Raw genomic sequence first — 22,682 nt, 5'->3', positions numbered from 1 at the left:
GCCTCTATTTTTCAACAACACCCAGCGTGAGCGCTTGACCCATTGCCTCGCTTTTTATCTTGCTTGAGCTTGTTGGCTTGGTCGACTCTGACTCTATCCATGACCTCACGACCGAACTTAGCGACAACATGGAATAAGTCGTAAACGATTTTTGCGTTCGGGCAATGCGCTTGAACTTCAAGGTCAAAAGCCGTATTCATGTCCATCGCGACCGCTTCGATATTATTGCCATGCTTGCCTAACAGCTCGAAGAACGGTCGTATGTCCTTGCGGCTACGGCCTAACCCTATCCAAATGACTTGATGAATCTTAGCGTCAACAATGACCGTGGCATACCTATGCCCTTTAAAGATAGCGAACTCGTCCATGACGAGCTGCCTTAGCTCTTCCCATTTCACTGACGGTACAACTTGTCGAAGTCGGCGTTTATCTATCTCTTTAATGGTGTGCCAATGTACGCTTGTTAACTGGGAGATATGCTTAATGGGAAGAAGAGGCAGCAGTTGTTCTATATAACTTTTTAAGCGCTTCGTTATACGAGCATAAGGCTCTAACCAAGATAGAGACTCTGTTTTTATGCCGCAGTCACGACACTTGATTCTTCGTGTTTGAACGGAAAGTTCAACAGGAACACCGAGCAACATGGCCTCTTTTACATGACGCCATTGATACTCATGAATAGCCTCGGCCTCGAGACCACAAAGGCACTTAGCCTCAGAGTTAGGTTTAAGAGTCAGGGTAATAAGTGATGCTGTCTGGTGAGACTTTACTATTTGAAAGCCTTCCCAGAATGAAGATAGGAAAGTATGATTCGGCATGAAAACGGTAGTTTGTGTATGATTTTTGTTTGGCGACTAAACCATGTCACTTACTACCGTTTTTGTTTTTAGTTCCCGCTAATGCGCGATGAACCTTTTTATTTACTTAGCGTTTTATGTAGCTAAGCTTAGACTTTCTTGAAGATGATAGAGGTGTTGATTCCACCAAAAGCAAAGTTGTTGCTCATCAAGTATTCAACATCCAATTCGCGACCTGAGCCCGTGATGTAATCGAGCTTGCCGCACTGTTCATCGACATTCTTAAGGTTTAGGGTTGGGCTGAACCAACCGCTATGCATCATCTCTAGGCTGAGCCACGCTTCAATTGCACCACATGCACCAAGCGTATGGCCAAAGTAACTCTTAAGAGAGCTGATTGGTACTTCACCAAAGATATTCGCTGTCGCGTTACTCTCTGCAATATCACCTTTTTCAGTCGCAGTACCGTGCGCAGAAACATAGCCAATCTTCTCAGCTGGAAGTTGTGCGTCTCTCAATGCTTTCTCCATACAGATTTGCATGGTTTCCATCTGAGGTTGAGTCACATGAGCCGCATCACAGTTGCTCGCAAAACCTATGATTTCTGCGTAGATCTTTGCGCCACGAGCAACAGCATGTTCGTACTCTTCAAGGATCAGGGTTCCAGCGCCTTCGCCGATAACCAAGCCATCACGCTCGCTGTCGTATGGGCTAGGGGATTTCTTGGGTGTGTCGTTTTTTAAACTGGTAGCGAAAAGGGTATCGAAAACGGCAGACTCAGTTGGGCATAACTCTTCACCACCACCGGCAACCATTACGGTTTGGTAACCATGCTTGATCGCTTCATAGGCGTAACCAATGGCTTGGCTTCCTGAAGTACAGGCGCTGCTGGTGGGAATCACGCGGCCACGCAGACCAAAGAACAGACCTACGTTTACCGCGGCTGTGTGTGGCATCATTTGAACGTAAGTGGTTGCTGTGATTGCTCGTGTCGACTTCTCGTTCAGCATTACTCCGAAAGCACCAACCGCATCGGTACTGCCAGTTGAAGAGCCGTAAGCGATACCAGTTTCGCCATTGGTCAATACATCGTGACCAATTAAGCCGGCTTGCTCCAATGCATTCTCAGTCGCAACGGTAGCTAGGCGTGATACACGGCCCATGCCACGCACTTGCTTACGCTTGTAGTGTTTAGGCAGTTGGAAGTCATCAATAGGCGCGGCAAGTTTTGTGTTGAGACCATCATATTGCTCGAAGCTTGGCATATATTGAGTCGCATTTTCACAGGCCTTTAGCTTAGGCTCTATCTGTTGCCAGTCGTTACCAAAAGCAGTAACACCAGACATTCCAGTTACAACAACGCGGCGGGTCATACTAAGCCTCCATTTACTGAAATCACTTGGCGAGTTACGTAGCCTGCAATATCAGACATTAGGTAGCTGACTAGGCCGGCTACTTCTTCCGGCTCACCCATACGGCGCAGTGGTACTTGAGGAAGTGCATGATCTTTCACGTGCTCGTCAACCATACCTGTGTCAATTAAGCCAGGAGCGACACAGTTTACCGTGATCTTGCGTTTTGCGAGTTCTAGAGCAAGAGACTTAGTTGCGCCAATCACCCCCGCTTTTGCTGCAGCATAGTTAGTTTGACCACGGTTACCCATAATGCCGGATACCGACGCTAGAGTGACGATACGGCCACCTTTACGCTTTTGAACCATAGGCATTACACAAGGGTGAAGTACGTTGTAGAAGCTATCTAGGTTGGTATGGATCACACCATCCCACTCTTCTTCCGTCATCGCGGGGAATGCAGTGTCACGAGTAATGCCCGCGTTGTTCACTACACCATAGTAAGCACCATGTTCAGCGATATCAGACTCAAGCTTTTCGCGACACTCGCTTCGTTTGCTGATATCAAATTGAATAAGACGTCCAGCGCCACCCAGTTCGGTGATCGACTTTAGCGTCTCTTCAGCACCTTGCTTGTCACCCATGTAATGAACGGCGATTTCAAACCCGTCTTTCGCGAGTTGAATAGCGATCGCTTTACCAATACCTTTACTGGCACCAGTGACTAAAACCTGACGGCTCATGATGGGCTCCTAGTTTTCATTTCTTGTAATTTTTGTTCGGTCGGCACGTAGACGTTGAGTTGGCATTGAGCCACTAACTCACCTCGGTCTTCGACTCTTGCGGTAAACACAGCCATACCGCTGTCTTCCATCATCTGTTCGGCGTAGATATCAAGGGTCTGACCTTGAGTAAACTCATCACACAGTGATTTATAGCGACGAGAGCCGAGTAAGAATCCGATTGGGGGCGTGGTGCCGTTTTTAAGTGCGTGATATCCAGACCATGCCGCTACAGACTGCGCCATAAACTCGATTCCAACATATGCTGGTACCGTTTGAGATTCGGCGTCAAAGAACAGATTATGGTCACCAATATCGACCTGACAGTGGATCGACAACGCCTCTACGCTGATAGCACGATCGATTAATATCATCGGATCATCGTGAGGGAGAAGTTGGTCTACAGAAGGGATATCAGTCATTTACTACACCAAAAATCAGGCTAATGTTGTTGCCACCAAAAGCAAACGAGTTGCTTAAGATGTTCTTTGCTTTAAGTTTCTGTGAACAGTTTACCAAATCAATCTCAATATCTTCAGCTTTATCCTGACATTTTTGTAAGGGAAGCGGTAAGTCATATTTCAAAATATGCCACGCAATTGCAGCCTCAATCGCACTTGCTGCGCCTAGAGTATGCCCGGTCAGCGGTTTGGTAGAACTGACGGGAACCTTGTTTGCAAAAATACGATGAATGGCTTTACTTTCCATCGAGTCATTGAGTGGCGTTGCTGTACCATGTGCATTGATATAACCAATGTCTTCTGCGTTTAACTGTGCAGAATGTAACGCTTTTTTCATTGCTTGTTCAGCACCATTGCCTTCAGGGTGTGGCGCTGAAATGTGGTGTGCATCAGAGCTGTCCCCACAGCCCAATAAGGCAATGTTTGACGTGTCTTGTGCTGCATTAACACCGGCTAACTTTGTTTTGCTGAGCAACATAAATGCCGCTGCTTCTCCTATGTTGATACCTTCTCGGGTTGCACTAAATGGCTTACAATGTGTTGTTGAGAGTGCTTCAAGACCGTGGAAACCATTGAGTGTCAGCTTACACAATGTATCCACACCACCCACTAACACGGCATCAGCCATACCTGAATCTAATAAGCGCTGGGCGGTCAGAAATACGCGGCCACTGGATGAGCAAGCCGTAGATATGACGTAGTTTGGCCCCGTTAATGCGCAATACTGGCTAACGAACTCTGAGGTATCACCAAGCTCTTGTTTTGAGTAATGGTAATCTGCTGGAAACTCGCCGTTTGCCAATTTTTGTTTGAAGACTGCTTCACCATCGGAGATCCCAGATGTGCTGGTGCCAATAACAACAGCAATTCTATCTGCGCCAAACTGAGATTTGGCTTGCTCGATAGAATCTTCAATTTGGTGAAGAGCCGACAGCGCCAGTTGATTGTTGCGAGTGGCGTATTGCGTAAGATCTGAAGGAATCGGTGGTAGTTCACCCGCGATCTGACCAACGACAGTGTGTTTACCATCGTTCAGCATATCGTGCACTTCGACCATATTTGATTCACGCTCGTCTTTTAGACAGCCATGAATATCGGCAATCTCTGAGCCTAGCGCTGAGTGGAAACCACAGTCTTGGATGTAAATAGGCATAGTGTTCAACTCTTACTTGGATTGTCGACAATCGTTGAGTTCAACGTTTGTATGGTGATGTTGTAGCCCAGGGTCAAATGTTTGAAAACAATGTCGCCTGCCGTTTTGTGTGTACCAGGATCTGTTTGGTAATCAATTTGAATGATTGCCTGTTGGTTTTCATCAAATACGGTTCTTGTTTTGTCGGTATCGACTAGGTGCCAACCTATGCTTTGTAAAGGCTGAGCCCATGCTTCAGCCGGCCATAAGGTAAGCATTAAATTAAATAGCACCTGTTCAGGTTGTGGCAAAGTTGCGCCAAGCCCAGACAAAACCTGCGTATCAATTACTTGATTCTGGTATTGCAGCGATAGAATGCGAGTACCCCAAGAGGAGAACCCCGCCAAAACCACTTTACCTGGTGTGACTTCGACTTGAACCGGAAGCTGCTGTGTATCATTTTCCCACGTAGCGCTAATCAACTGACTGGCTGTTAATGAGTATCCCAGTTCAGCTGGCAGTGGTAGTGCTAGATCGGTGTCTTGATCGATAGACACGCTCGCACCACTTGGCTGCTGAGAAACCATCGAGCAGGCACTCATTAGAATGCCCACTAGTATGGCGAAGGTTACCTTTAATGTCTGGATCATCTAAAAGCCTCTCGAGTAATTGGTCCTTCTACGTTTTTACTACTGTTGATCGCGAGTGGAGAAAGCAGCCAAGCGACAAAGATCCCTGTCAGAACCGTCACCCCGAAGCTATGAATAGCATGAGTCTGGCTCAGCGACAGTAAGCCGAATGAAAGTAGTGTTGTGAGACCTGACAAGGTGATCGCTAATAAGGTGCTCAGCGATTTCTTTTGCTCAGCAAAGAACAGGGTGTAGTCTATGCCAATCCCTAAAATCAGAATCAAACCAAGCAGGTTAAATAGGTTCAGTGTCGAGCCTAAAATGCCCGTGACCGCCAAACCTGCTACGCCTGCAATCAATGAAGGCAACAGCATTAACAGGCTTTGCTTCACACCATAGCGCCAGCCTAACAGCATGCCAATAGCTGCCAATGCTATCAATAACAGCTCGGTAATCTTGACGCGGTACTCAGCAAAAAGAGAGGAGATTTCATCCGCTTTATTGAGGTGTTTCACACCTTGCTTCTGAGCAAAATCTGACTCCAACCACTGTGAGAACAGCTCAGCTTCAGTGACGTCTTTTATCAAAATGACCGACGCTGCTTGCCCGTCGATAGGTTTTAACCAAAGTGGTCGAACAGGCTCTGAGACTGGAGACTCCAAAAATCCAGATACCGTGATTGGTTCGAATTTTGGTAGTTCTGGAAACGTAGACCAACCGAGAGAGCTTTGTAATATATGGCTTTGTTGACTATAGAGTTGTTCAACCAACTGATAGTTATCATGCTGTTCTTGTTTACTTAACAAGTGTTGATTGATGCTGCGATACCCGGAGATACCTTGGCTATTGACCAGCGAATCTAAGCTTGTGGTGATTTCTGTCAATTTTTTGAGTAGCTTTTGGTCGCTCTGAGCTGTGACCAAAAGCATATTTTGACCACTGCCTAACCCTGATATCTCAGTAATGGCTTGCTCTTGTTGTTTGAGTTGTTCGGGCATAGCCTGAAGCTGGCGAATATCGTCGTCGTAACGAATTTGACTGAGTGACATCAAGCTAACGACAGTCACTGTTAACGGTAAGCCAATTCTAAATTTTTGGTTGCTCCAAAGGCTTAACCAAGTATGCCAAAGTTTCGACAGGGGAAGAGGGCGCTCTTGGCCTGGTTTTACCGCTAAAACGGGGTACCAGCACACCACACTGGCGTAAGCTGCGATCAGTCCAATCGACGAAAACAGAGCCAGTTGCTGCAAGCCTGGGAATGGCGCAACCAGTAGCCCTAAGTATCCGATTAAGCTGGTGATTAAACCTAGAGTGATGGCAATGAAAATATGCTTTAGGCCTTTATCGCTCTGCCAGTGGCTTCCTGCGGCCAAACGGTCAGTGAGATAGTGAAAAGAGTAATCGATGGATACGCCAATCAAGCTAGCGCCAAACACCAAGCTGAATAGATGCACCTTACCAAAGATAGCGACAGTGCTTGCCAGTGCAACCAATAATCCTGTACTGATTGAGAGTAAAGATAAGGCAAGTGGTAGCGCACTACGAAATGTCAGCCACACCAATAAAATAACGCCTGCCAATGAGCCCAAACCAATGGTACTGATTTCTGATTTCGCGCTTTCGGTACCGTAATTGGCGTAGAACACCACACCAGTATGCTGCACCTTGACGCCAAATTGTTTTTCGACCTCGCGCTCAATTGAATCAAGATCTGGAAGTTGTTCTTGAATCGCCAAGCTATAAGGTGAGTCCGCCAGAGTAGCCGTGACTAAAATATGAGTTTGCTCATTCGACTGGGCCGTGAGATAGCCCTCTTTCAGAACAAAGTTACTTGATTGGACGCCAATAGCACTGATGTAGTCGCGAAATAACAAGAATGGGTCGAGAGATAACTCTGCTGCAGTGACGCCTGAGAATGGATTGTACAGAGACTGAATGACATATTGAGCTCGCGAATCAGGCGAGTGTGTCAGCGTCTCTTTTTGTTGTTGGGTCAGCAGTTGAGATCGGTGACGAAAATAGAAATCGCTCCACTGGCTTTGAGTGCTGGCGTTGATTTTACCTTGAACTTGCTTAAACAGAGTTGGCTGACTTGAAAAAGTTCTTTGGTTGAGAGCTTTTTCAAAAGCGTCGGTCGCAACCATGGTTTGTTCGATATCGGGAGCGCTTATGATAAATACCACTTGCTCGCTCATCGAGCTGGATATCTGCTGAAAGGCTTGCTCTACCATTGGGTCTTGCTGGTTTTCGGGCAGTAACTTTAGAATGTTGCTTTCAATCGGTACCGACGAAGAAAAAGCGAATTGTTTGGTCAACAACCCGCTAAACAGCATTACAACAACAAGCCAAACAAGGGCAAGACTAGAGTTGGAATTGTTTCGCTTCAGCATCTGATAATACTTCCGGTAGATGGCTTAACTGACTGAATTCGATCACTGTGCTATCTCCACGAATCTCTTTCAACTCAATACGTTCAATATCGCTGTTGCCTTGCAGCGTGATAGCCTCAAACACCGCATTCATCGGTGCATTTTTGGGCTTTAGAGTCAGTGTCCATGCTTGTACATTTTCATCAGAGCTGGTGTTAGTTGCGGGCTCAAAATTGAGTGCGAACTGTTCCTGAAGTTTTTGCGTGTCCCCATGAAACACTGACAAGAAGATATGGCTGAAATAAAACGCCATTGGATTTTCTTTGTCGGTGATGATTTTTGCGGGTTGATCGGCAAACCTTTGGCTCAGTTTGTTATCGGTGAGCACTAAGTTCACGGGAAACGGAGTGGTTTGTGTCCAGAGTAAGCCACTTGATTTGTCTAACAGAAATGTACCTTGTGACGTTAAAGGCTGGGCGAACATCTCCATATTGCGTGTTTGAGTGAACTCACCACGCACAATACTATTTTCGCTGAGCACCGTCTGCAGCTCTGAAATAGAATTGACAGCAGCAGAGTTTTCTTTGGCGCTTACAAGGCCGCTTGCCATCATCGCAGTAAGTCCAATTAGCGCGATATTGATGTATTTGCGACTGCGTTTAAACAGATTCATGGTTCACCTGCTGTGGGTTAGAGGTTTGTGTTTGATGTTCAGTTGCTAGAGGTAAGCAACCAAATTGGTGCCAGTGTTCGACTTTGTCAGTAAACACTTTGGGTGAGGCAAAGCACATCTCTTGTTCTTCGATGGTGACGGCAACCTGCATGGTGTGAGCACGTGTCATTCGAGCACCGGTTAGAGCATCATGAATTTCATAATCGACGCGCAGGCGATTTTCCCACTCGGTGAGTTTCGCCGTTACCTTAATCTTGTGATTAAACGGTATCGCCTTAATGTATTTCACGCGGGTATCGATGATAGGCCACATGTAGCCAGAATCCTTCATCTCATGGTAGTTGTACTCAATCTTATCCATCATGATGCGCCTAACTTCTTCAAAGAATCGGAAGTAGTTGCCGTGATAGATCACGCCCATTGGGTCGGCATCTTGGAATGAGGTGATAAGCGTCACCTCAGATTGTAATGGGTGAAGGATTTCAGACATAAATCGCTCTCAACAATATTGCGTAAAGGGTTGGCTACTTTATGAGTAAAGTGACCAGTGCTGACTTTGAATACGAGCAATGAAGTGGCGTAGATCGCCTTCAAGTGGTCGATCTTCTACGATAAATTCAAACTCCTTAAGCACTTCGTCGCGAATGTGCTTGAGGTTCTCACTCATGTGGTGCTCATCAAGCTCATTGTGGCGCTTACGAAGTTCGAGTGCTTGTGTCCCCGCCAGTAGTGACGCTGCTGCCACTTGTTCGGTTAGCTCTAGAACGCGTAAACAGTCACGAGCTGCGATGGTGCCCATACTCACTTTATCTTGGTTGTGACACTCAGTTGAGCGAGAGAATACGCTTGCTGGCATGGTGTGTTTCAATGCTTCTGCTGTCCAAGCTGAAACGCCAATCTGTACTGCTTTAAAGCCGTGGTTGATTGGCTTACGTTCGCCTTCAGCACCCGTTAGGTTGAATGGCAAACCGTTGTTGAACTTGTAGTCCATCAGCTGAGCCATTTGACGGTCAAGCAGATCAGCAAGGTTCGCAACTGCAGTTTTTAACGTATCCATCGCCATTGCAATGTGTCCACCGTAGAAGTGTCCACCGTGCAGTACGCGCTCATTATCACCATCGATAATTGGGTTGTCGTTGGCACTGTTTAGCTCGTTCTCGATCATTTGGCGTAGCCAAGGCAGAGAGTCTTGAACCACGCCGATAACATGTGGAGCACAGCGCAGAGAGTAACGATCTTGGAGGCGATCACTGTTACGTGGCGGGCGATCCGCTTGCAGATCATCACGCAGCCATGCAGCAACTTGTTGTTGACCAGGATGAGGTTTGACTGCAAACAGCGCTTCATCGAAATGGAAGTCATTGCCGTGCATACCGACTGATACCATAGCGGTGATCTTAGTTGATAGCTGAGCTAGATATTCCGCACGCTTGTAAGCGATACAAGCTAATGCCGTCATTACAGACGTACCATTCATCAACGCCAAGCCTTCTTTTGGCTTAAGTTTGATAGGGCTAATTCCTAACTCTTTGTAGACGTCACTGGTTGGGCGCACTTCACCTTTGTAGATTACATCACGCTCACCAATCAGTGCTGCGGCTAAGTAAGACAGAGGTGTTAAGTCGCCACTGGCACCAACAGAACCTTCTTGAGGAATGCGCGGTGAGATGTCTTGGTTGATTAGGGTAACGATCTGGTTGAGTAGATCGTGAGTCACACCAGAGACACCTTGTGATAACGAACAAAGACGAGTTGCAAGGACTGCACGAGCTTGTTCGTGAGACAATATTTCACCTAAACCACAGCCGTGAAAACGTGTTAAATGCAGTGGTAGCTCGTCAACTAGGTTTGGCGGAATCGCAACCGTACATGAGTCACCGTAACCCGTCGTTACACCGTAAATCACACCTTCTTCTTTCAATAGGCGTTCTAAGAAAGCGACACCACGGTCGATCTTAGATGTGAATGCTTCACTTGTGTTCATCGAGGCTTTTGCGCCTTGTGAGATTGCGACAACATCCTCAATCGTGAGGCGCTCGGCACCAAAGGTGATGCTATTTGGATTCTTTTTCGTCATGGTGCTTGCTCAATGTCCAAAAATTAAAAAAGTTGTACCACTGAAGCGGTGCTTGCAGTGTGTAGTGCTGAAGTCGATTTGCGTATTTTTGCACGACTTGCTGTAAAGATTGTTCGCGAGTCTTTCTTGGTAGCTCGATCTTGTTGCTAAAATGCTCGAAATAGACATTAAAATGCGGCTTAGATTGTGAGTCGTCACGTAACCCAAACAGCAAAAATACGGGTGCTTTGAGAACCGAGGCTAACATAAATGGACCTTGAGGGAATGGAGCTTCCTTACCTAAGAACTCAGCCCATACTGAGCGGCTCTCTTTGCTGGTGGAAGTTCGATCGCCAACAATCACGATCCATTCGCCTTGCTCTAGTTTCTGTTGTAACAAGATAGCGGTATCAGGCCCCATCGATGTCACCTGAATCAGATTTAAATCAGACTGCGGGTTAACCGCTTTCATCACGGAATTAAAACGTTCGGCGTGTTCTGTAAAAACCAGGGCGTTGATTTTGATGTTCGAGTGTCTGCGACCTAAAGCTCGGCACAGCTCAATATTGCCAAGGTGAGATCCAAGGATTAGCACACCTTGCTTATTTGCCACCATGCTCTCGAACTGGTCTTGGCCATGAATAGTCAGGTTATCTGCCGAGAAATCACCTTTCCATGCCGCGAGCTTGTCGAGCATCGTATGGCCAAATGAAAGCAGATGGTTGTAACTGGTTAGTTCTCCGGGGAGCTCAATATTTTGCTGTTCCGCATAGGCTTTTAATTGGAATAGATATTGTTCGGAAGCGTTTCGCGCACGCTGGCCCGTCAAGTGGTAGTAACGCATCACACCACGCAGAATGAGGTTGAACACACCGCGACCTAACAAGGTATAAATGGCTAATAACAGCTTAATGCCTAATACTGTGCCGCGTTCTTGAGTGCGGGACCAGTGTGGTTGTTCAGAAGCTTGCGGCTCTGAATCAGTCGATAAATTTGGGTTATTATCAGCTGAATCGGATTTGAAATGGCGAGCAATCAGTTTTGGTGCTCTTGGCAGCATGCTGAAGAATAGACGTGTATGCATCCAACTGATTTTGACGTTATCCCACAACGCATCGAAATGAGAGGTGCCGTTCTCAGGATAGATAACGCGCGTTTCAACGAAGTCTATGTCGCAACCTTCCCAATACAGGCGAACCAAAATCTCGATATCGAAGTCCATTCTCGAACCAACATCGTACTTATTCAACACAGTTTGAGTTTGGTTGATAGGATACGCTCTAAAGCCACACATGCTGTCTTTAATTGATAAAGAAAGGGTTTCTATCCATACCCAGATATGTGTCGCGTAGCGCCCATAGAGCCTTGCTTTGGGTACGCTGTCGTCGTAGATAGGCTGGCCTGATATCAGACGTTGTGGCTTAGCTTGTGAGGCCTCAATCAATGTTGGCAAGGCTTCCAGGTCGTGTTGCCCATCAGCATCTATCTGAATAGCGTGGCTAAAGCCTAGTTGCTGCGCTTTTTTGATTCCGGCTTTTACTGCGCCGCCTTTACCTTGGTTCTGTTCAAGCGTCACCAAGGTTACGTTTGAATTCTCTGCTAGGGGAGACAGAAACTGTTTTGTTGTGAGTTCACTGCCATCGTCAACGATGATGATCGGTAACTCAAAATGATGAAGTGACGACACCACAGCCGGCATGGTTGCGCCATGGTTAAAGCACGGGATAAGGAAGCAAGCCTTGTAGCTGCTTTCTTTTGTGTGGTGTTGAGAAGTAGCCTCGACGGGAGCGCTATTCACTTTTTTCTCCCAGCTTCATTTTGCCTGAAGAGTGGGTCTGTTCACCGTTGTTTGATGTGTAACTAAAGCTCAGCTTGTCTTTGTCAGCATCCCATTTGAGTGATAGCTGGATTGTAGCGTCAGGCAGGATAGGCTCTTGGAACTTAATGACTTCCATTCCTTTAAAGAAACCAGGAACGCCTAACTCTTGGACTGCGTAGTGAAGTGCCCAATCAATTTGCGTGACGCCAGGTAGAATAGGGAAGCTCTTGAAGTGCCCATTAAAGTCGGTGATATCTCCGCTAACATGAAGTGTCAGGGTCGATTCATTTTCTACCGTGTCTACAGCAATGATGTTTGGTTTTCTTTTATCCATAGGGCGTGCTTAGAATCCTTGGGCAAATATTGGTTCTTTGACAAAAATATAAAAAGATAATCTCAGTGTAAAATACGATCAGCGGTTTCTATGATTTTATTAGCTGTTCTATGTGAGATGTTAATCGCTTACCTTGGCTGTTGAGGGGGATCTCATCGACAACACGGTATTTTCTCGGGATTGCGATTGGCTCTAACCACTTTCTGAGTTCTGTACGCAGCATCAACCAGAATTTACCTTTGCTCATGGTCGATAGAGCGGCTTGGCCTTCATCTGATAATACCAAAACAGAGGCTAATATTAATCGCTCAGGCTCCTCAAATGGAATAACCACGCACTCACTTATCCAAGGCAGTTGCTCCAGTCGCTTTTCCACTTCAACCAGTGATACTCGCTTTTCTTCTATCTTGATCACTCGGTCCGTTCGGCCCTTCAATATGAATTGATTCTCCGAGACCATCTCGCACTCATCAGAGGTTTGATACCAGTTATTCTTATCGATGTACGGCGACAATAACTTAATGCAACTCTCACTGTTGAGACTAGCCTCAATACAGGCAAAAAGCTGCCAAGGCGTTTGAGCGCTCTCTTGCTGACGAAATGCGATGCCACCGGTTTCTGTGCTACCAAAGACTTCAATCGGTAAATGACCAAGCAGATCTCGTGACTGGTGAGCCGACTCGGTAGGCAATGGACCACCCGAAGAGAAGATTCCTGCAAGTTGTACCTTGTTGGTCTCATGCTTTAATCGTTTAAGTAGCGCTGGGCTGCTGATCAGTACACAGTTTTGATTTGCGTGAGATAAGATCTGTTCTGGGTATTCAAGGTTGTGTCGAGCAAATGGAACACCAGAGCATAGTGGCCATAAGATTCTAAACAGCAAACCATAGATATGTTGATGAGAAACTGTGCTTTGGATTTGGTTTCCCTTGAGTAACTCACCCCAGTTCTTGTGTAACTGAGCGGTCTCAATATCGAGGTGCTCTAACGTTTTATCTATCGCTTTTGGCGTGCCACTTGAACCTGAAGTGAACAGAGTTAATGGGACTGTTGCCAAATCAATGGTCGTAAGATTCTCGGTTAGAGGTTTTTGTGCTTCAGTGTTTGAATCCAATAAGGTTTGGATATTACGAACGTCATTCACCTCAACTTCGCCAATCGAGTTATCAACTAGCAGGCAATCAAACTGCTTACTTAACTCAGCAAGCGCACATGGCTGGTAGTTGCCCGGTAAGATGATGTGTTTGTTGGCTGCTGTACATGCCAAAAAGGCCACCGCAAATAGGTAGCTGTCTTGGGTACAAATCGCGATTCGTTGAAAAGGGGATAAAGACAAAAATTGTACGAGTTGAGATAAGTCGTCGTTAAATGTTTGCCACGTAATCTCGCTATTGTCGTCAAAGCAGACAATAGATTCAGGGGCTCTGTCCTGGCTAAGAAGCTCAGACAACGAGGTGTAAGATACGGTTTGGGTCATAACAATTTAACTCTGACGAATGCGCTGTCTTACTACCCACTCTCCTGCAAAGAGTAACCCTGCAAACAGATAGCTGAGTAAGCCATTGTATAGGGTCCATACTTCTAGCGGTTGGAAGCAGGTGTAAAGGGCAATAGAGCCATTGATAACAAAGAACAAGCACCACACTTTGGTGACTTTTCGTGTGTAATCAACGCCACTTTGCGGAAGTTCAGGCTCTTGAAGGCGAGCAAGACGTTCGATAATCGTTTGTGGTTGCCATAGGCTCGAAGCGAATACAACCAGCATACAAACATTAACGATAACGGGATAATAGGTTAGCCAGCCGTGTTGCTTAAAGGCTAAGCCTAAAGCCAGCAGAACAATACCGGCACTTCCACTGATCCAAGCTAGGTGTTTTAGCTCTTTGATTTTAGCCTGACCGCCGGTGAAAATGCGTACAGCAAAGATAGCGGCTAAGGCAATACCAACGGTTTGTAAGCCAAACTTGTTGAGTCCAAAGTAAACCGCTATTGGATAAGTGAAAAGTATAATTGCCGACAGTAAAGTCAGCAGAGGACGCATTAGGCGTCCTTCAATAGTTCAACCACAGATTCGACAACGTCATTAACGGTGCGCACTGCTTTGAACTCTTCAGGTTTGATCTTCTTACCTGTGACGTTCTGTAGGTGAACGACCAAATCAACGGCATCAATGCTGTCTAGGTCTAGATCAAGATAGAGATGAGCTTCAGGGGTGATATCTTCAGCGTCAAGCTCGAACAGCTCAATAAGCGCATCTTTAACCTGGTTGTATACTTCTTGTTGGTTAGCTTGTGTCATAAAGATCTGTCTAGTTATTCGTTTGAGAAGAGATGTAGTTCGCTAGATTTTCAACTGACGCAAAGTGCTGTCGAGTGTTTGAATCATCTGCATCGATAACAATGTTGTACTTTTTCTTGATAGCAAGGCCAAGCTCAAGGGCATCGATAGAGTCTAGTCCAAGTCCATCACCAAATAGTGGAGCTTCCGTTTCAATCTCATCAATGCTCATGTCTTCAAGGTTCAATGCGTCGATGATCAGTTGTTTCAGTTCGTTGTGTAATGTTTCCACTTTGGCCTACTTAATGCTTTATCTGAATGCTGCTTTAAGGGGGCGATTCTACATTATATGAGGTATTTTCGAAATGCCGATATCGCCTGTTATGTTATTGATACGCTAAATGTTTTCTTCGGAAGGGAAAATTGTTTGTGCAAGATGATGATTAAGGCGCCTTGCTGCCGAAGTTAAATTATTTGAGCCTTCAATAAATGGTTCGACTTCTATTTTACCTTTCACCGCGACATGAAAAAAGGGCTTCGACGCAGGAACTTGATACCATTTTTTCTCTTTCGTTAAGAATGTCGGAGAAACCGTAATATGAATCACGCGTAAATCGGTTTGTGTTCGAGTCGCGATTTGTGCCGCCCCACGCTGTAAGGATGGTTCAATTCCTGGCGTTGTGCGAGTTCCTTCGGGAAAAATCAGCATGACATTGCCACGTGAGAAGCGTTCTTCACAGCGCTCTAAAAGATCGTCAGGGGCTTGGTTCGGTATATAACCTGCCGCTTTGACAATCCTTTTCATAAAAGGGTTTTCCCAAATGGCCGCTTTGACGAGGCAATCACATTGAGGAAGTTGAGAGGCGATCAGCACATAGTCAATCAAACTTGGGTGGTTGGCGACGATAATGCAGTTACGGTCGTTACGCAGTAGTTCTGCACCATCAATTCGGTAATCGATTGCTCCGGTGAACTTCATGATTTGGCAAAAGGCGTTGAATGAGAAACGAATCAATCGCTGTGCTTTAAGCTCTCTTTTAATGGTGTTGGAAGTCGTTAGCGCGATAGTGGGTAAGATTAAGAAGCTTAATACTAAGCCACCTAGACCAAAGATGGTAAAGCACAGCCCAGTCGCGAATACTCGCCAATATTGGTCGATTTTGCTCATGATTGTGGACCTGTCTCGGTGTTATTTACCCAAGACCAAGTTTGGTGCTTGCCAGCAATAGCCCACTTATTTGCGCCCAATAAGATATGTTGGAGCGTTTGTAGCCCTTGTGGTAACACGGAAGGTGCTTGGTTGGCTTCTACTGTTCTAGTAATAGAATATTCACTGCCAACGCTGAGCACTAAGCCCAGAGCATAATCCGTATAGTCTTGTGTTTCGTATTCTTGGTAAAGCTCAGGCAAAGGCTGGTCGAAGTCAATGACGAGTACACGATGTGACGGGTACTGATGTAGGTAAAGATAAGCTTCGATCAGAGCGTTGTGGAAAGTATCTTGGCCGGCCGCAATAGAGGTCAGAGGGATTGGTGCTTTCGCTGCGATGGTAGTTAACCCTGCAGCTGTATTATGCACGGACTGTGAAAACGCCATTGGCGAGGCATCATCACCTTCCAATATCGACTGGATCAAGGTTGCGGTTCGGTGCAGTTCACCATGTCGACTGGCAAAAACCAGATAATCAATCGAGTTGTCTTTTAAGAGTGTCAATGCAGTTTGAACGGCCAATTTACTTTGTAGGCTCATTCGGCGGCGCATCATCGGTGGGATCGCTTTAAATTCAGTTGAGCCATCTTGTGGCCAATCTAAATTAGTGCTCCACGCTTGCCATTGGGCAACAGAATTGAGACCAGCCGAATTTGCAGACCATTTCTCAATATTAAACGACATTAATTGGGATTGATTTGACATAGAGTATTGATTTGCTTTGAGTCTAACTAAATACTATGCGCGCTTATAAATAAACACAGATAAGGAATTTAAATGAAATTACTAAAAATAGCAGTTTCAATGTTATTCATATTCGTTCTTGCAGGATGTGGACGCGTCCAACCTGTAATGAATGTTGAGGATACTCCAGTTGCACTGAATCTTCAAAGTAAACAGGTTAAATCAGCTATTTCTGAATCTGCTGAAAATCGAGGCTGGTTGGTTTCAGAAATAAAGCCTGGTTTGATCCGCGCTGAATTGTATGTTCGTTCGCACCACGCTGTGGTTGAAATTCCTTATAGTGATAAGTTTTACTCTATTCTTTACGTTGAATCAGAGAATTTGAAGTACGACGATGGTGAAATACACCGTAATTACAACCGTTGGGTTAATAACTTAAACGTTGATATTAAACGTAAGCTTGCGCAAATGGCAGCTGAGTAACTCTCTATTATTTAAAGTTAGGTTTTTCGTGTCGGAATATAAATTAGATCCATTCAACGCATTAGAAGCAAAAACAGAAGCGCAGAAATTGTCTTTCGCTCCGATTGTTTTTCATACTGCTCGTACACTTCGTGATTTAGGCATTTTGAAAGCGTTAGATGACGCGGGCAACGAGGGTTTACCAGCAGAGTCTATCTCTGAATCGACCGGTGTCTCTGAGTACGGCGTGAAAGTCCTGCTCGATATGGCGTTAAGTGCTCATATTGTGACTTGGGAAAAGCCTAACTACAAAATGGCTAACCTTGGTTTCTACCTTCTGCATGATGGTATGACTAACGCAAACATGGATTTCACAGCCGATGTTTGTTATGCCGCGATGATGCATCTAACAGAAGCGATTGAAGAAGGCACACCTGCAGGCTTGAAAGAGTTGGGTGATTGGGAAACCATTTACCAAGGCTTGTCTCAATTGCCAGAAAAAGCAAAAGAGAGTTGGTTCAAGTTTGATCACTTCTATTCGGATCGCTCGTTCCCTGTGTTACTTGAAAAAGTCTTCAGCAAGAAACCTAAGTCGCTGGTGGATATCGGCGGCAACACGGGTAAGTGGGCGATGCAATGCTGCAACCATGATGCGGACGTTGAGGTGACGATTGTTGATTTGCCACAGCAGCTAGAAATGGCAATGGCAAACGCGGCAAAGCATGGTCATCAAGAGCGAGTCACGCCATTCCCAGCGAATATGCTCGATAAACAGCAAACTCTGCCAACGGGCGCGGATGTTTGGTGGATGAGTCAGTTCCTTGATTGTTTCTCGCCAATGGAGATTCTGAGCATATTAAAGCGCGTTCGCTCTCATATGTCAGAAGATGCGACTGTCTATATCCTTGAACTGTTTTGGGATTCACAGAAATACGATGCGGCTTCTTATAGCTTAAACGCGACGTCTCTCTACTTTACCTGCTTGGCCAATGGCAACAGTCGTTTTTACCGCAGTGAAGATTTCTTAGAGATTGTTGAAGAAGCGGGCTTTGAAGTGGTAACGCGTACCGACGATATCGGTCTTGGTCACACGCTTCTAGAATTGAAAGCTGGCGCGCAATAAAAATAACAAACATGGCTTAAATAATGAAAAAACTATCAACTCAAGTGGTGATCATCGGAGCTGGGCCATCAGGGTCTATTGCTGCGTCTTTACTTCATAAAAAAGGCATCGATGTTCGAGTGATTGAAAAGAGCGTATTCCCTCGCTTTTCTATTGGTGAAAGCCTATTACCAGCTTGTATGGAAGTGATTGAACAGGCTGGGATGACTGACGCAGTGATCAACGCTAACTTCCAATACAAAGATGGCGCTGCCTTTCGCAAAAATGGCGTTTATACGGCGTTTAATTTTGAAGACAAGTTCTCTTCTGGCCCTGGAACTACGTTTCAGGTTCAGCGAGGTGCCTTTGATAAGGTTTTGGCAGATACGGCTGAGGCGCAGGGTGTCTGCATTGATTACCAACATGAGTTAATGGGCATTAATTTCACCGACGACAGCACCATTTTAGATGTACAAGTGCTGGGTGGAGAGCGTTATCAGATAGAAGCGCAATACGTTCTGGATGGCAGTGGTTTTGGTCGAGTGCTACCAAAAATGCTTAACTTGGCAGAGCCGTCATCGCTCCCTCCACGCAAAGCTATTTTTACGCACATTAACGATCATATTGCAGAGGTGGATACCGATCTTGAATATGACCGAAATAAAATTCTTATCTCTGTGCATCCAACCAACCCTGATGTTTGGTATTGGTTGATCCCGTTTAGTAACGGTGTCTCTTCGTTTGGTGTCGTAGGAGAGCCTAAGTTCTTTGAGTCCTATCCAGAAGACAAGATTGCTGCAATTAAACAGCTGGCAGCGGAAGAGCCGGGCTTGGCTGAGATACTGGCAAGCGCCGAGTATCCAAACCCTGCGGGTGAAATTGGTGGCTATTCTGCCAATGTAAAACATTTGGCGACGGATAAGTACGCGTTGCTTGGCAATGCCGGCGAGTTCCTTGACCCGGTGTTCTCGTCAGGCGTGACGATTGCGATGAAGTCGGCACAGTTTGCGGTTGAGTGTGTTGAAAAGCAACTTAACGGTGAGAAGGTAGATTGGGAACGCGATTATGCCGCTCCTTTGATGGTTGGTGTAAACACCTTTAGAACGTATGTTGAGGGGTGGTACTCAGGTACTTTGCAGGATGTGATTTTCTATCAAGATCCAAATCCAAAGATTAAGCAGATGGTGTGCTCAATTCTGGCGGGTTACGCATGGGATCAAGCCAACCCTTATGTGAAAGAGTCTAAGCGCCGATTGGCGACACTGGCTGAGATATGCCGAAACTAGGTAATCGATTTTGTATGTAGCAATACTCTAAATTGTCACGATGGATCGTCATAAATTAAAAACAGCCGCAATGTGCGGCTGTTTTTGTATCTGAAAAATATGGGTGGTCAGCTTAATCGGATTTAAGCCTATTTTAAGTCGATGCTGTTCAATCGTCCCATAAATATAAGTAGATCAATTACGTCTTTGTGAGCATCAAGCAGCGCACGTTTGGTTTGGCTATAAGCGGCAAGTCGGCCGTGCTTTCTGATTGAACATACCTTGGTTTTGTACTTGTAGTCACCATTCTCAGAGAAGACGCGCCACTTAGCGATGTAGCATTCGTCGCGGTGTTCAGGATCACTCTGAGTTGGATTTGGTTTGAATACAATTTTGGGTTCTAGACTATGAGGCAGGCGCGTCATCAGGTAGGGCTCTTTGAGGACTTTGGGCCAAAATTTACCCCAAAGCTGTCTGCCCAGTTCATCTCTTAATTTAATGGTTTTCTTTAGTGCTTTGTCTTCACCCATACGAACAAAACCGACCGATCGATGCAGCACCGTATCTTCGGGAGTATGGATGTGGATCTTAAAAGCGGTTTTACCTTTCGAGATAAAGCGGTAACCGGTAGCACCAATTAGATTATTCTGACTCATAGTTTGCTAAGTGATGATTATGTTATTAATAAGATTACGCCAAATACTGCAAAACCGAAACTAATACCCATGAAAAAAATAAAGCCTTAGCATCTTTGCTAAGGCTTTATTAGAAACTCTGAGACGAGAGTGTCGCTAACTACATGATTTTCTGCATCACATCACCAATTTGAATGCTTCCCGCAAGGCTTGGCTGATCAATCGTGAGTTCCGCTTCGTTTTCGTAAACGCGAGAAACCGTTAGGGTGATGTCGCTTTGAGAAACCTTGTTGCGTGGCAAACCGCGTTGGTCGATAAACGAACCTGTGTGCCACAGTTGCAACTTGTCACCTTGTTGTACGCCATGCATTCGACCTAAATCAATGGTCACCGTGTTACCAAATACCGCTGCCACCTCTGGAAGCGTGATCTTACATGACACTTCAGATTCCAAGTCCAACATAATATTGCGGCTAACACGCAGCATCATACTGCCGTAGGTTGATGCCCAGAAACGAGCACTGCGGGTGTCCACTTCACTGGTCTTAGCAAATGGCCACTTTGCCACTTCACGATAGCTACGGTTGTAAACCTGATGTCCTGTTTTACCATCGAAGACTTGCATCTCTAACGCAAACTGACGATTGATGATGTCGTCTTTCAAAAGCTTGGATTCGATGGTCGCGGTTAAATCGGTAATGTCGCCACCAATGATGTACTGCGCGCCAGTGTCTTGGGCGATCATCTTGATCACCTCTGGTCGACGCTTGTCGATATCGTAATTGGTCGTGCCAACGGAAACAAAGCTGCGAGACTCTTGCGCCAGCTGTCGGTCCACGACATGGCCAAAATCATCACCAATGTTATAGATTCTGCCCATTACAGCTTGCTGAGGGGAGGTCACATCAATGTTGCCGACTAAAAATGTCTTCTTGTATTGGCTCTCATGGCAAGCATTTGCCGAAGGATAGATATCGATCCTTGCGGTGATCATTATATTGCCACTGCGTTTTTTCTCTTTCTCTACCAAGATGTAGCGCACTTCATGATTGGTAAATTGAAACTCTTTCTTGTTTGCGTCGAGGTACGGCGTGAGGTTGGAGATACTACCAATATCAGCACCTGAGAACTGGATCGCTTTATATACCGCGTCTTCCAGAGCATGAACCCTTGCCGTTTCCTCTGAGGATACGATGGCTGCGGTACCGGTAACTTCATACCAAGAGGCATGAGCACTGAAGCTTATGGTTATCAGTGAACTTATTGAAAATAAGTAAGAAATTATTTTTTTCATCTATTCGTTACCAGTTGGGTATAAATATTGCTTAACAAATAACTATAAGCTTGAAGCTGACTTAAGTGCGTTTTTCTTAATCTGAACCATTAATGAAAAGCAAAGACTGTTCCAACATTGTAATCCATTGAAAAGAATAATGGTGAGAACATATTGGAACAGGGAGCACTAAACCTATCTGGAGATAAGAGAATGAAAAAATGGCTCGTAGTAATGAGTGTCATGTTGTTGACCTCATGCGCTTATTCGCCAATCTATAACGGCAAGTCTGAATATTCAGGCAGTCAGTTTATGTTGATGGATAGCCCTCGTCATACCATGGATTTCTTCGTGGAAAGTATGACCGAAGATCTGATCATTTCGAATACGAGTATCTCAGCAAGAACTCCGATAGCGATTACGTCGTTTGTTGACCTGCAACACATGGACACAACGAACTGGCTAGGAAACTCGGTATCAGAAGGTTTCATTCATCAGTTTCAGCGTCGTGGCTTCAAGGTTGTTGATTTCAAAACAACAGGTTCTATTCAAGTGACTCATCAAGGTGACTTTGCGTTAAGCCGCGATTGGAAAGACTTAGCTCAAGAACAAGACGTACAGTACGTACTGACAGGCACCATGCTTCGCCAAGAAGGCGGTGTACTAGTAAATGCTCGCGTTGTTGGCATGCAAACTCGAATTGTAGTGGCGACGGCACAAGGCTTCTTACCTGCAGACCGTATTGGCCGTGACCTAGATACTCTCAACAGTATTCGAACTCAAGATGGCGTGATCATTCGTTCCGATCCAACGATCAGTCAGCCTTATACTGTTATTCTTCGCCCTTAGGAGTTCGAGATGAAGAAGTTAATGTTTGTTGTTGCCGCTTTATTGCTTGTTGGCTGTCAGCCATTGCAGAGCATGAGACCTGATGATTTCTTAGTGGCTGTTGGCTATGCGAGTATCAGTGAGCAGAAAGGTCGTAACGACGAAGAGAGACGTATCCGCGCGATGAGAGCCTCTAAGATCGATGCTTATCGTGAGCTTGCTGAACAGGTTTACGGCATGCGAGTAAGCGGTCGAGCAGAACTTGAAGATCAACGGCTTGGTACAGAGCGTACGTCAGGTGCGGTTGATGGTGTTATCCGTGGCGCAGAAGTGGTGCGCAGTTACCCTGTGGGTGATAGCTACGTAACAGAGCTTCAGTTGGATATTCGCAAGATGGATCAGCTACGTAACTACGGTGAAGTTCAGGCAGTACCTGAGAAGAGACAACAAACACTGTTCTAATTTCGGTGTTCGAATTGAATATTCAGTGATATTGGTTGCTACTCGCTTTCCAGATGGCATATCGGCAACCAATAACTAATA

The 22,682-nt window shown here is 45.6% G+C and carries 24 protein-coding genes and 1 pseudogene; 5 read left to right on the top strand and 20 right to left on the bottom strand.

All coding sequences use genetic code 11. The features are described 5' to 3' along the window. The 18 genes and pseudogenes from A136_RS21420 to A136_RS21335 form a co-directional block, all read right to left on the bottom strand. Nucleotides 1–818: pseudogene (locus A136_RS21420) on the bottom strand (ISL3 family transposase); the annotation flags it as partial. 128 nt (nt 819–946) lie between these two features. Then, complete coding sequence (locus A136_RS21415) at nt 947–2,170, bottom strand: beta-ketoacyl-ACP synthase (protein WP_017062286.1); 1,224 nt, start codon at nt 2,168–2,170, stop codon at nt 947–949. Then, a complete protein-coding gene (locus tag A136_RS21410; RefSeq protein ID WP_017062285.1) occupies nt 2,167–2,892 on the bottom strand; it encodes a 3-ketoacyl-ACP reductase FabG2 in 726 nt (241 codons plus the stop codon). Before A136_RS21410 ends, A136_RS21415 begins: the two co-directional genes overlap by 4 nt. Next, on the bottom strand, nt 2,889–3,353 hold the full coding sequence (locus A136_RS21405; protein WP_017062284.1) for a hotdog family protein: 465 nt from the start codon (nt 3,351–3,353) through the stop codon (nt 2,889–2,891). The genes A136_RS21410 and A136_RS21405 overlap by 4 nt, the downstream gene beginning before the upstream one ends. Beyond that, a complete protein-coding gene (locus tag A136_RS21400) occupies nt 3,346–4,545 on the bottom strand; it encodes a beta-ketoacyl-[acyl-carrier-protein] synthase family protein (protein ID WP_017062283.1) in 1,200 nt (399 codons plus the stop codon). The genes A136_RS21405 and A136_RS21400 overlap by 8 nt, the downstream gene beginning before the upstream one ends. 5 nt (nt 4,546–4,550) lie before the next feature. Continuing rightward, nucleotides 4,551–5,174: a DUF3261 domain-containing protein gene (locus A136_RS21395; protein ID WP_029235193.1), complete on the bottom strand. Its 624-nt coding sequence runs from the start codon at nt 5,172–5,174 to the stop codon at nt 4,551–4,553. Next, the gene (locus A136_RS21390) at nt 5,171–7,543 is read right to left on the bottom strand and encodes an MMPL family transporter (RefSeq protein WP_017064144.1); all 2,373 of its coding nucleotides are present in this window, start codon (nt 7,541–7,543) and stop codon (nt 5,171–5,173) included. The genes A136_RS21395 and A136_RS21390 overlap by 4 nt, the downstream gene beginning before the upstream one ends. Continuing rightward, nucleotides 7,515–8,195: a LolA family protein gene (locus tag A136_RS21385; RefSeq protein WP_017064143.1), complete on the bottom strand. Its 681-nt coding sequence runs from the start codon at nt 8,193–8,195 to the stop codon at nt 7,515–7,517. The genes A136_RS21390 and A136_RS21385 overlap by 29 nt, the downstream gene beginning before the upstream one ends. Next, nucleotides 8,182–8,685: an acyl-CoA thioesterase gene (locus A136_RS21380; protein WP_017062279.1), complete on the bottom strand. Its 504-nt coding sequence runs from the start codon at nt 8,683–8,685 to the stop codon at nt 8,182–8,184. The genes A136_RS21385 and A136_RS21380 overlap by 14 nt, the downstream gene beginning before the upstream one ends. A gap of 39 nt (nt 8,686–8,724) precedes the next feature. Further along, on the bottom strand, nt 8,725–10,272 hold the full coding sequence (locus A136_RS21375) for an HAL/PAL/TAL family ammonia-lyase (RefSeq protein ID WP_017062278.1): 1,548 nt from the start codon (nt 10,270–10,272) through the stop codon (nt 8,725–8,727). Further along, on the bottom strand, nt 10,250–12,049 hold the full coding sequence (locus A136_RS21370; protein WP_017064142.1) for a glycosyltransferase family 2 protein: 1,800 nt from the start codon (nt 12,047–12,049) through the stop codon (nt 10,250–10,252). The genes A136_RS21375 and A136_RS21370 overlap by 23 nt, the downstream gene beginning before the upstream one ends. Next, nucleotides 12,042–12,404 (bottom strand): 3-hydroxyacyl-ACP dehydratase, encoded by a 363-nt coding sequence (locus A136_RS21365; protein WP_017062276.1) that lies wholly within the window; start codon nt 12,402–12,404, stop codon nt 12,042–12,044. Before A136_RS21365 ends, A136_RS21370 begins: the two co-directional genes overlap by 8 nt. Before the next feature lie 88 nt (nt 12,405–12,492). After that, a complete protein-coding gene (locus A136_RS21360) occupies nt 12,493–13,881 on the bottom strand; it encodes an AMP-binding protein (protein WP_017064141.1) in 1,389 nt (462 codons plus the stop codon). A 6-nt stretch (nt 13,882–13,887) separates the two neighbouring features. Then, on the bottom strand, nt 13,888–14,445 hold the full coding sequence (locus tag A136_RS21355; RefSeq protein ID WP_017062274.1) for a septation protein IspZ: 558 nt from the start codon (nt 14,443–14,445) through the stop codon (nt 13,888–13,890). Next, a complete protein-coding gene (locus A136_RS21350) occupies nt 14,445–14,702 on the bottom strand; it encodes an acyl carrier protein (protein ID WP_004739745.1) in 258 nt (85 codons plus the stop codon). Before A136_RS21350 ends, A136_RS21355 begins: the two co-directional genes overlap by 1 nt. Before the next feature lie 10 nt (nt 14,703–14,712). Further along, entirely contained in the window at nt 14,713–14,973 is a 261-nt protein-coding gene (locus tag A136_RS21345) for a phosphopantetheine-binding protein (protein ID WP_004736154.1), read from the bottom strand. A gap of 105 nt (nt 14,974–15,078) precedes the next feature. Continuing rightward, entirely contained in the window at nt 15,079–15,849 is a 771-nt protein-coding gene (locus A136_RS21340; protein WP_017064140.1) for a lysophospholipid acyltransferase family protein, read from the bottom strand. Next, nucleotides 15,846–16,595 carry a beta-ketoacyl synthase chain length factor gene (locus A136_RS21335; RefSeq protein WP_170962821.1) on the bottom strand — a complete coding sequence of 250 codons (750 nt, stop codon included), beginning with the start codon at nt 16,593–16,595 and terminating at the stop codon, nt 15,846–15,848. The genes A136_RS21340 and A136_RS21335 overlap by 4 nt, the downstream gene beginning before the upstream one ends. Before the next feature lie 72 nt (nt 16,596–16,667). On the opposite strand from A136_RS21335, the gene A136_RS21330 reads away from it, so the two are divergent. Genes A136_RS21330 through A136_RS21320 form a run of 3 tightly spaced genes read left to right on the top strand, consistent with a single transcriptional unit; the run spans nt 16,668 to nt 19,424 of the window. Beyond that, nucleotides 16,668–17,057, top strand: a complete 390-nt coding sequence (locus tag A136_RS21330; protein ID WP_017062271.1) for a hypothetical protein — start codon at nt 16,668–16,670, stop codon at nt 17,055–17,057. Between the two features lie 28 nt (nt 17,058–17,085). Beyond that, nucleotides 17,086–18,159 (top strand): methyltransferase, encoded by a 1,074-nt coding sequence (locus tag A136_RS21325; protein ID WP_017062270.1) that lies wholly within the window; start codon nt 17,086–17,088, stop codon nt 18,157–18,159. A 23-nt stretch (nt 18,160–18,182) separates the two neighbouring features. Next, nucleotides 18,183–19,424, top strand: coding sequence for an NAD(P)/FAD-dependent oxidoreductase (locus A136_RS21320; protein WP_017062269.1), 1,242 nt, complete (start codon nt 18,183–18,185; stop codon nt 19,422–19,424). A 128-nt stretch (nt 19,425–19,552) separates the two neighbouring features. Here the strand turns inward: A136_RS21320 and A136_RS21315 are convergent, their stop codons facing one another. Beyond that, nucleotides 19,553–20,059 (bottom strand): hypothetical protein, encoded by a 507-nt coding sequence (locus tag A136_RS21315; protein ID WP_017062268.1) that lies wholly within the window; start codon nt 20,057–20,059, stop codon nt 19,553–19,555. Between the two features lie 139 nt (nt 20,060–20,198). Continuing rightward, nucleotides 20,199–21,332 carry a flagellar assembly protein FlgT gene (locus A136_RS21310; RefSeq protein ID WP_017064138.1) on the bottom strand — a complete coding sequence of 378 codons (1,134 nt, stop codon included), beginning with the start codon at nt 21,330–21,332 and terminating at the stop codon, nt 20,199–20,201. A 192-nt stretch (nt 21,333–21,524) separates the two neighbouring features. Here A136_RS21310 and A136_RS21305 point away from each other — a divergent pair, with 192 nt between their 5' ends. Then, nucleotides 21,525–22,160 carry a FlgO family outer membrane protein gene (locus A136_RS21305; RefSeq protein ID WP_017064137.1) on the top strand — a complete coding sequence of 212 codons (636 nt, stop codon included), beginning with the start codon at nt 21,525–21,527 and terminating at the stop codon, nt 22,158–22,160. Between the two features lie 9 nt (nt 22,161–22,169). Next, complete coding sequence (flgP, locus tag A136_RS21300; protein ID WP_016791311.1) at nt 22,170–22,601, top strand: flagellar assembly lipoprotein FlgP; 432 nt, start codon at nt 22,170–22,172, stop codon at nt 22,599–22,601. The last annotated feature ends 81 nt before the right edge of the window (nt 22,602–22,682 follow it).

The organism is Vibrio crassostreae 9ZC13 (genome assembly GCF_000272045.2).
Lineage (GTDB): Bacteria > Pseudomonadota > Gammaproteobacteria > Enterobacterales > Vibrionaceae > Vibrio > Vibrio crassostreae_C.
The sequence above is the reverse complement of the archived record's forward strand: the minus strand, read 5'-3'. Positions and strand labels throughout refer to the sequence as shown.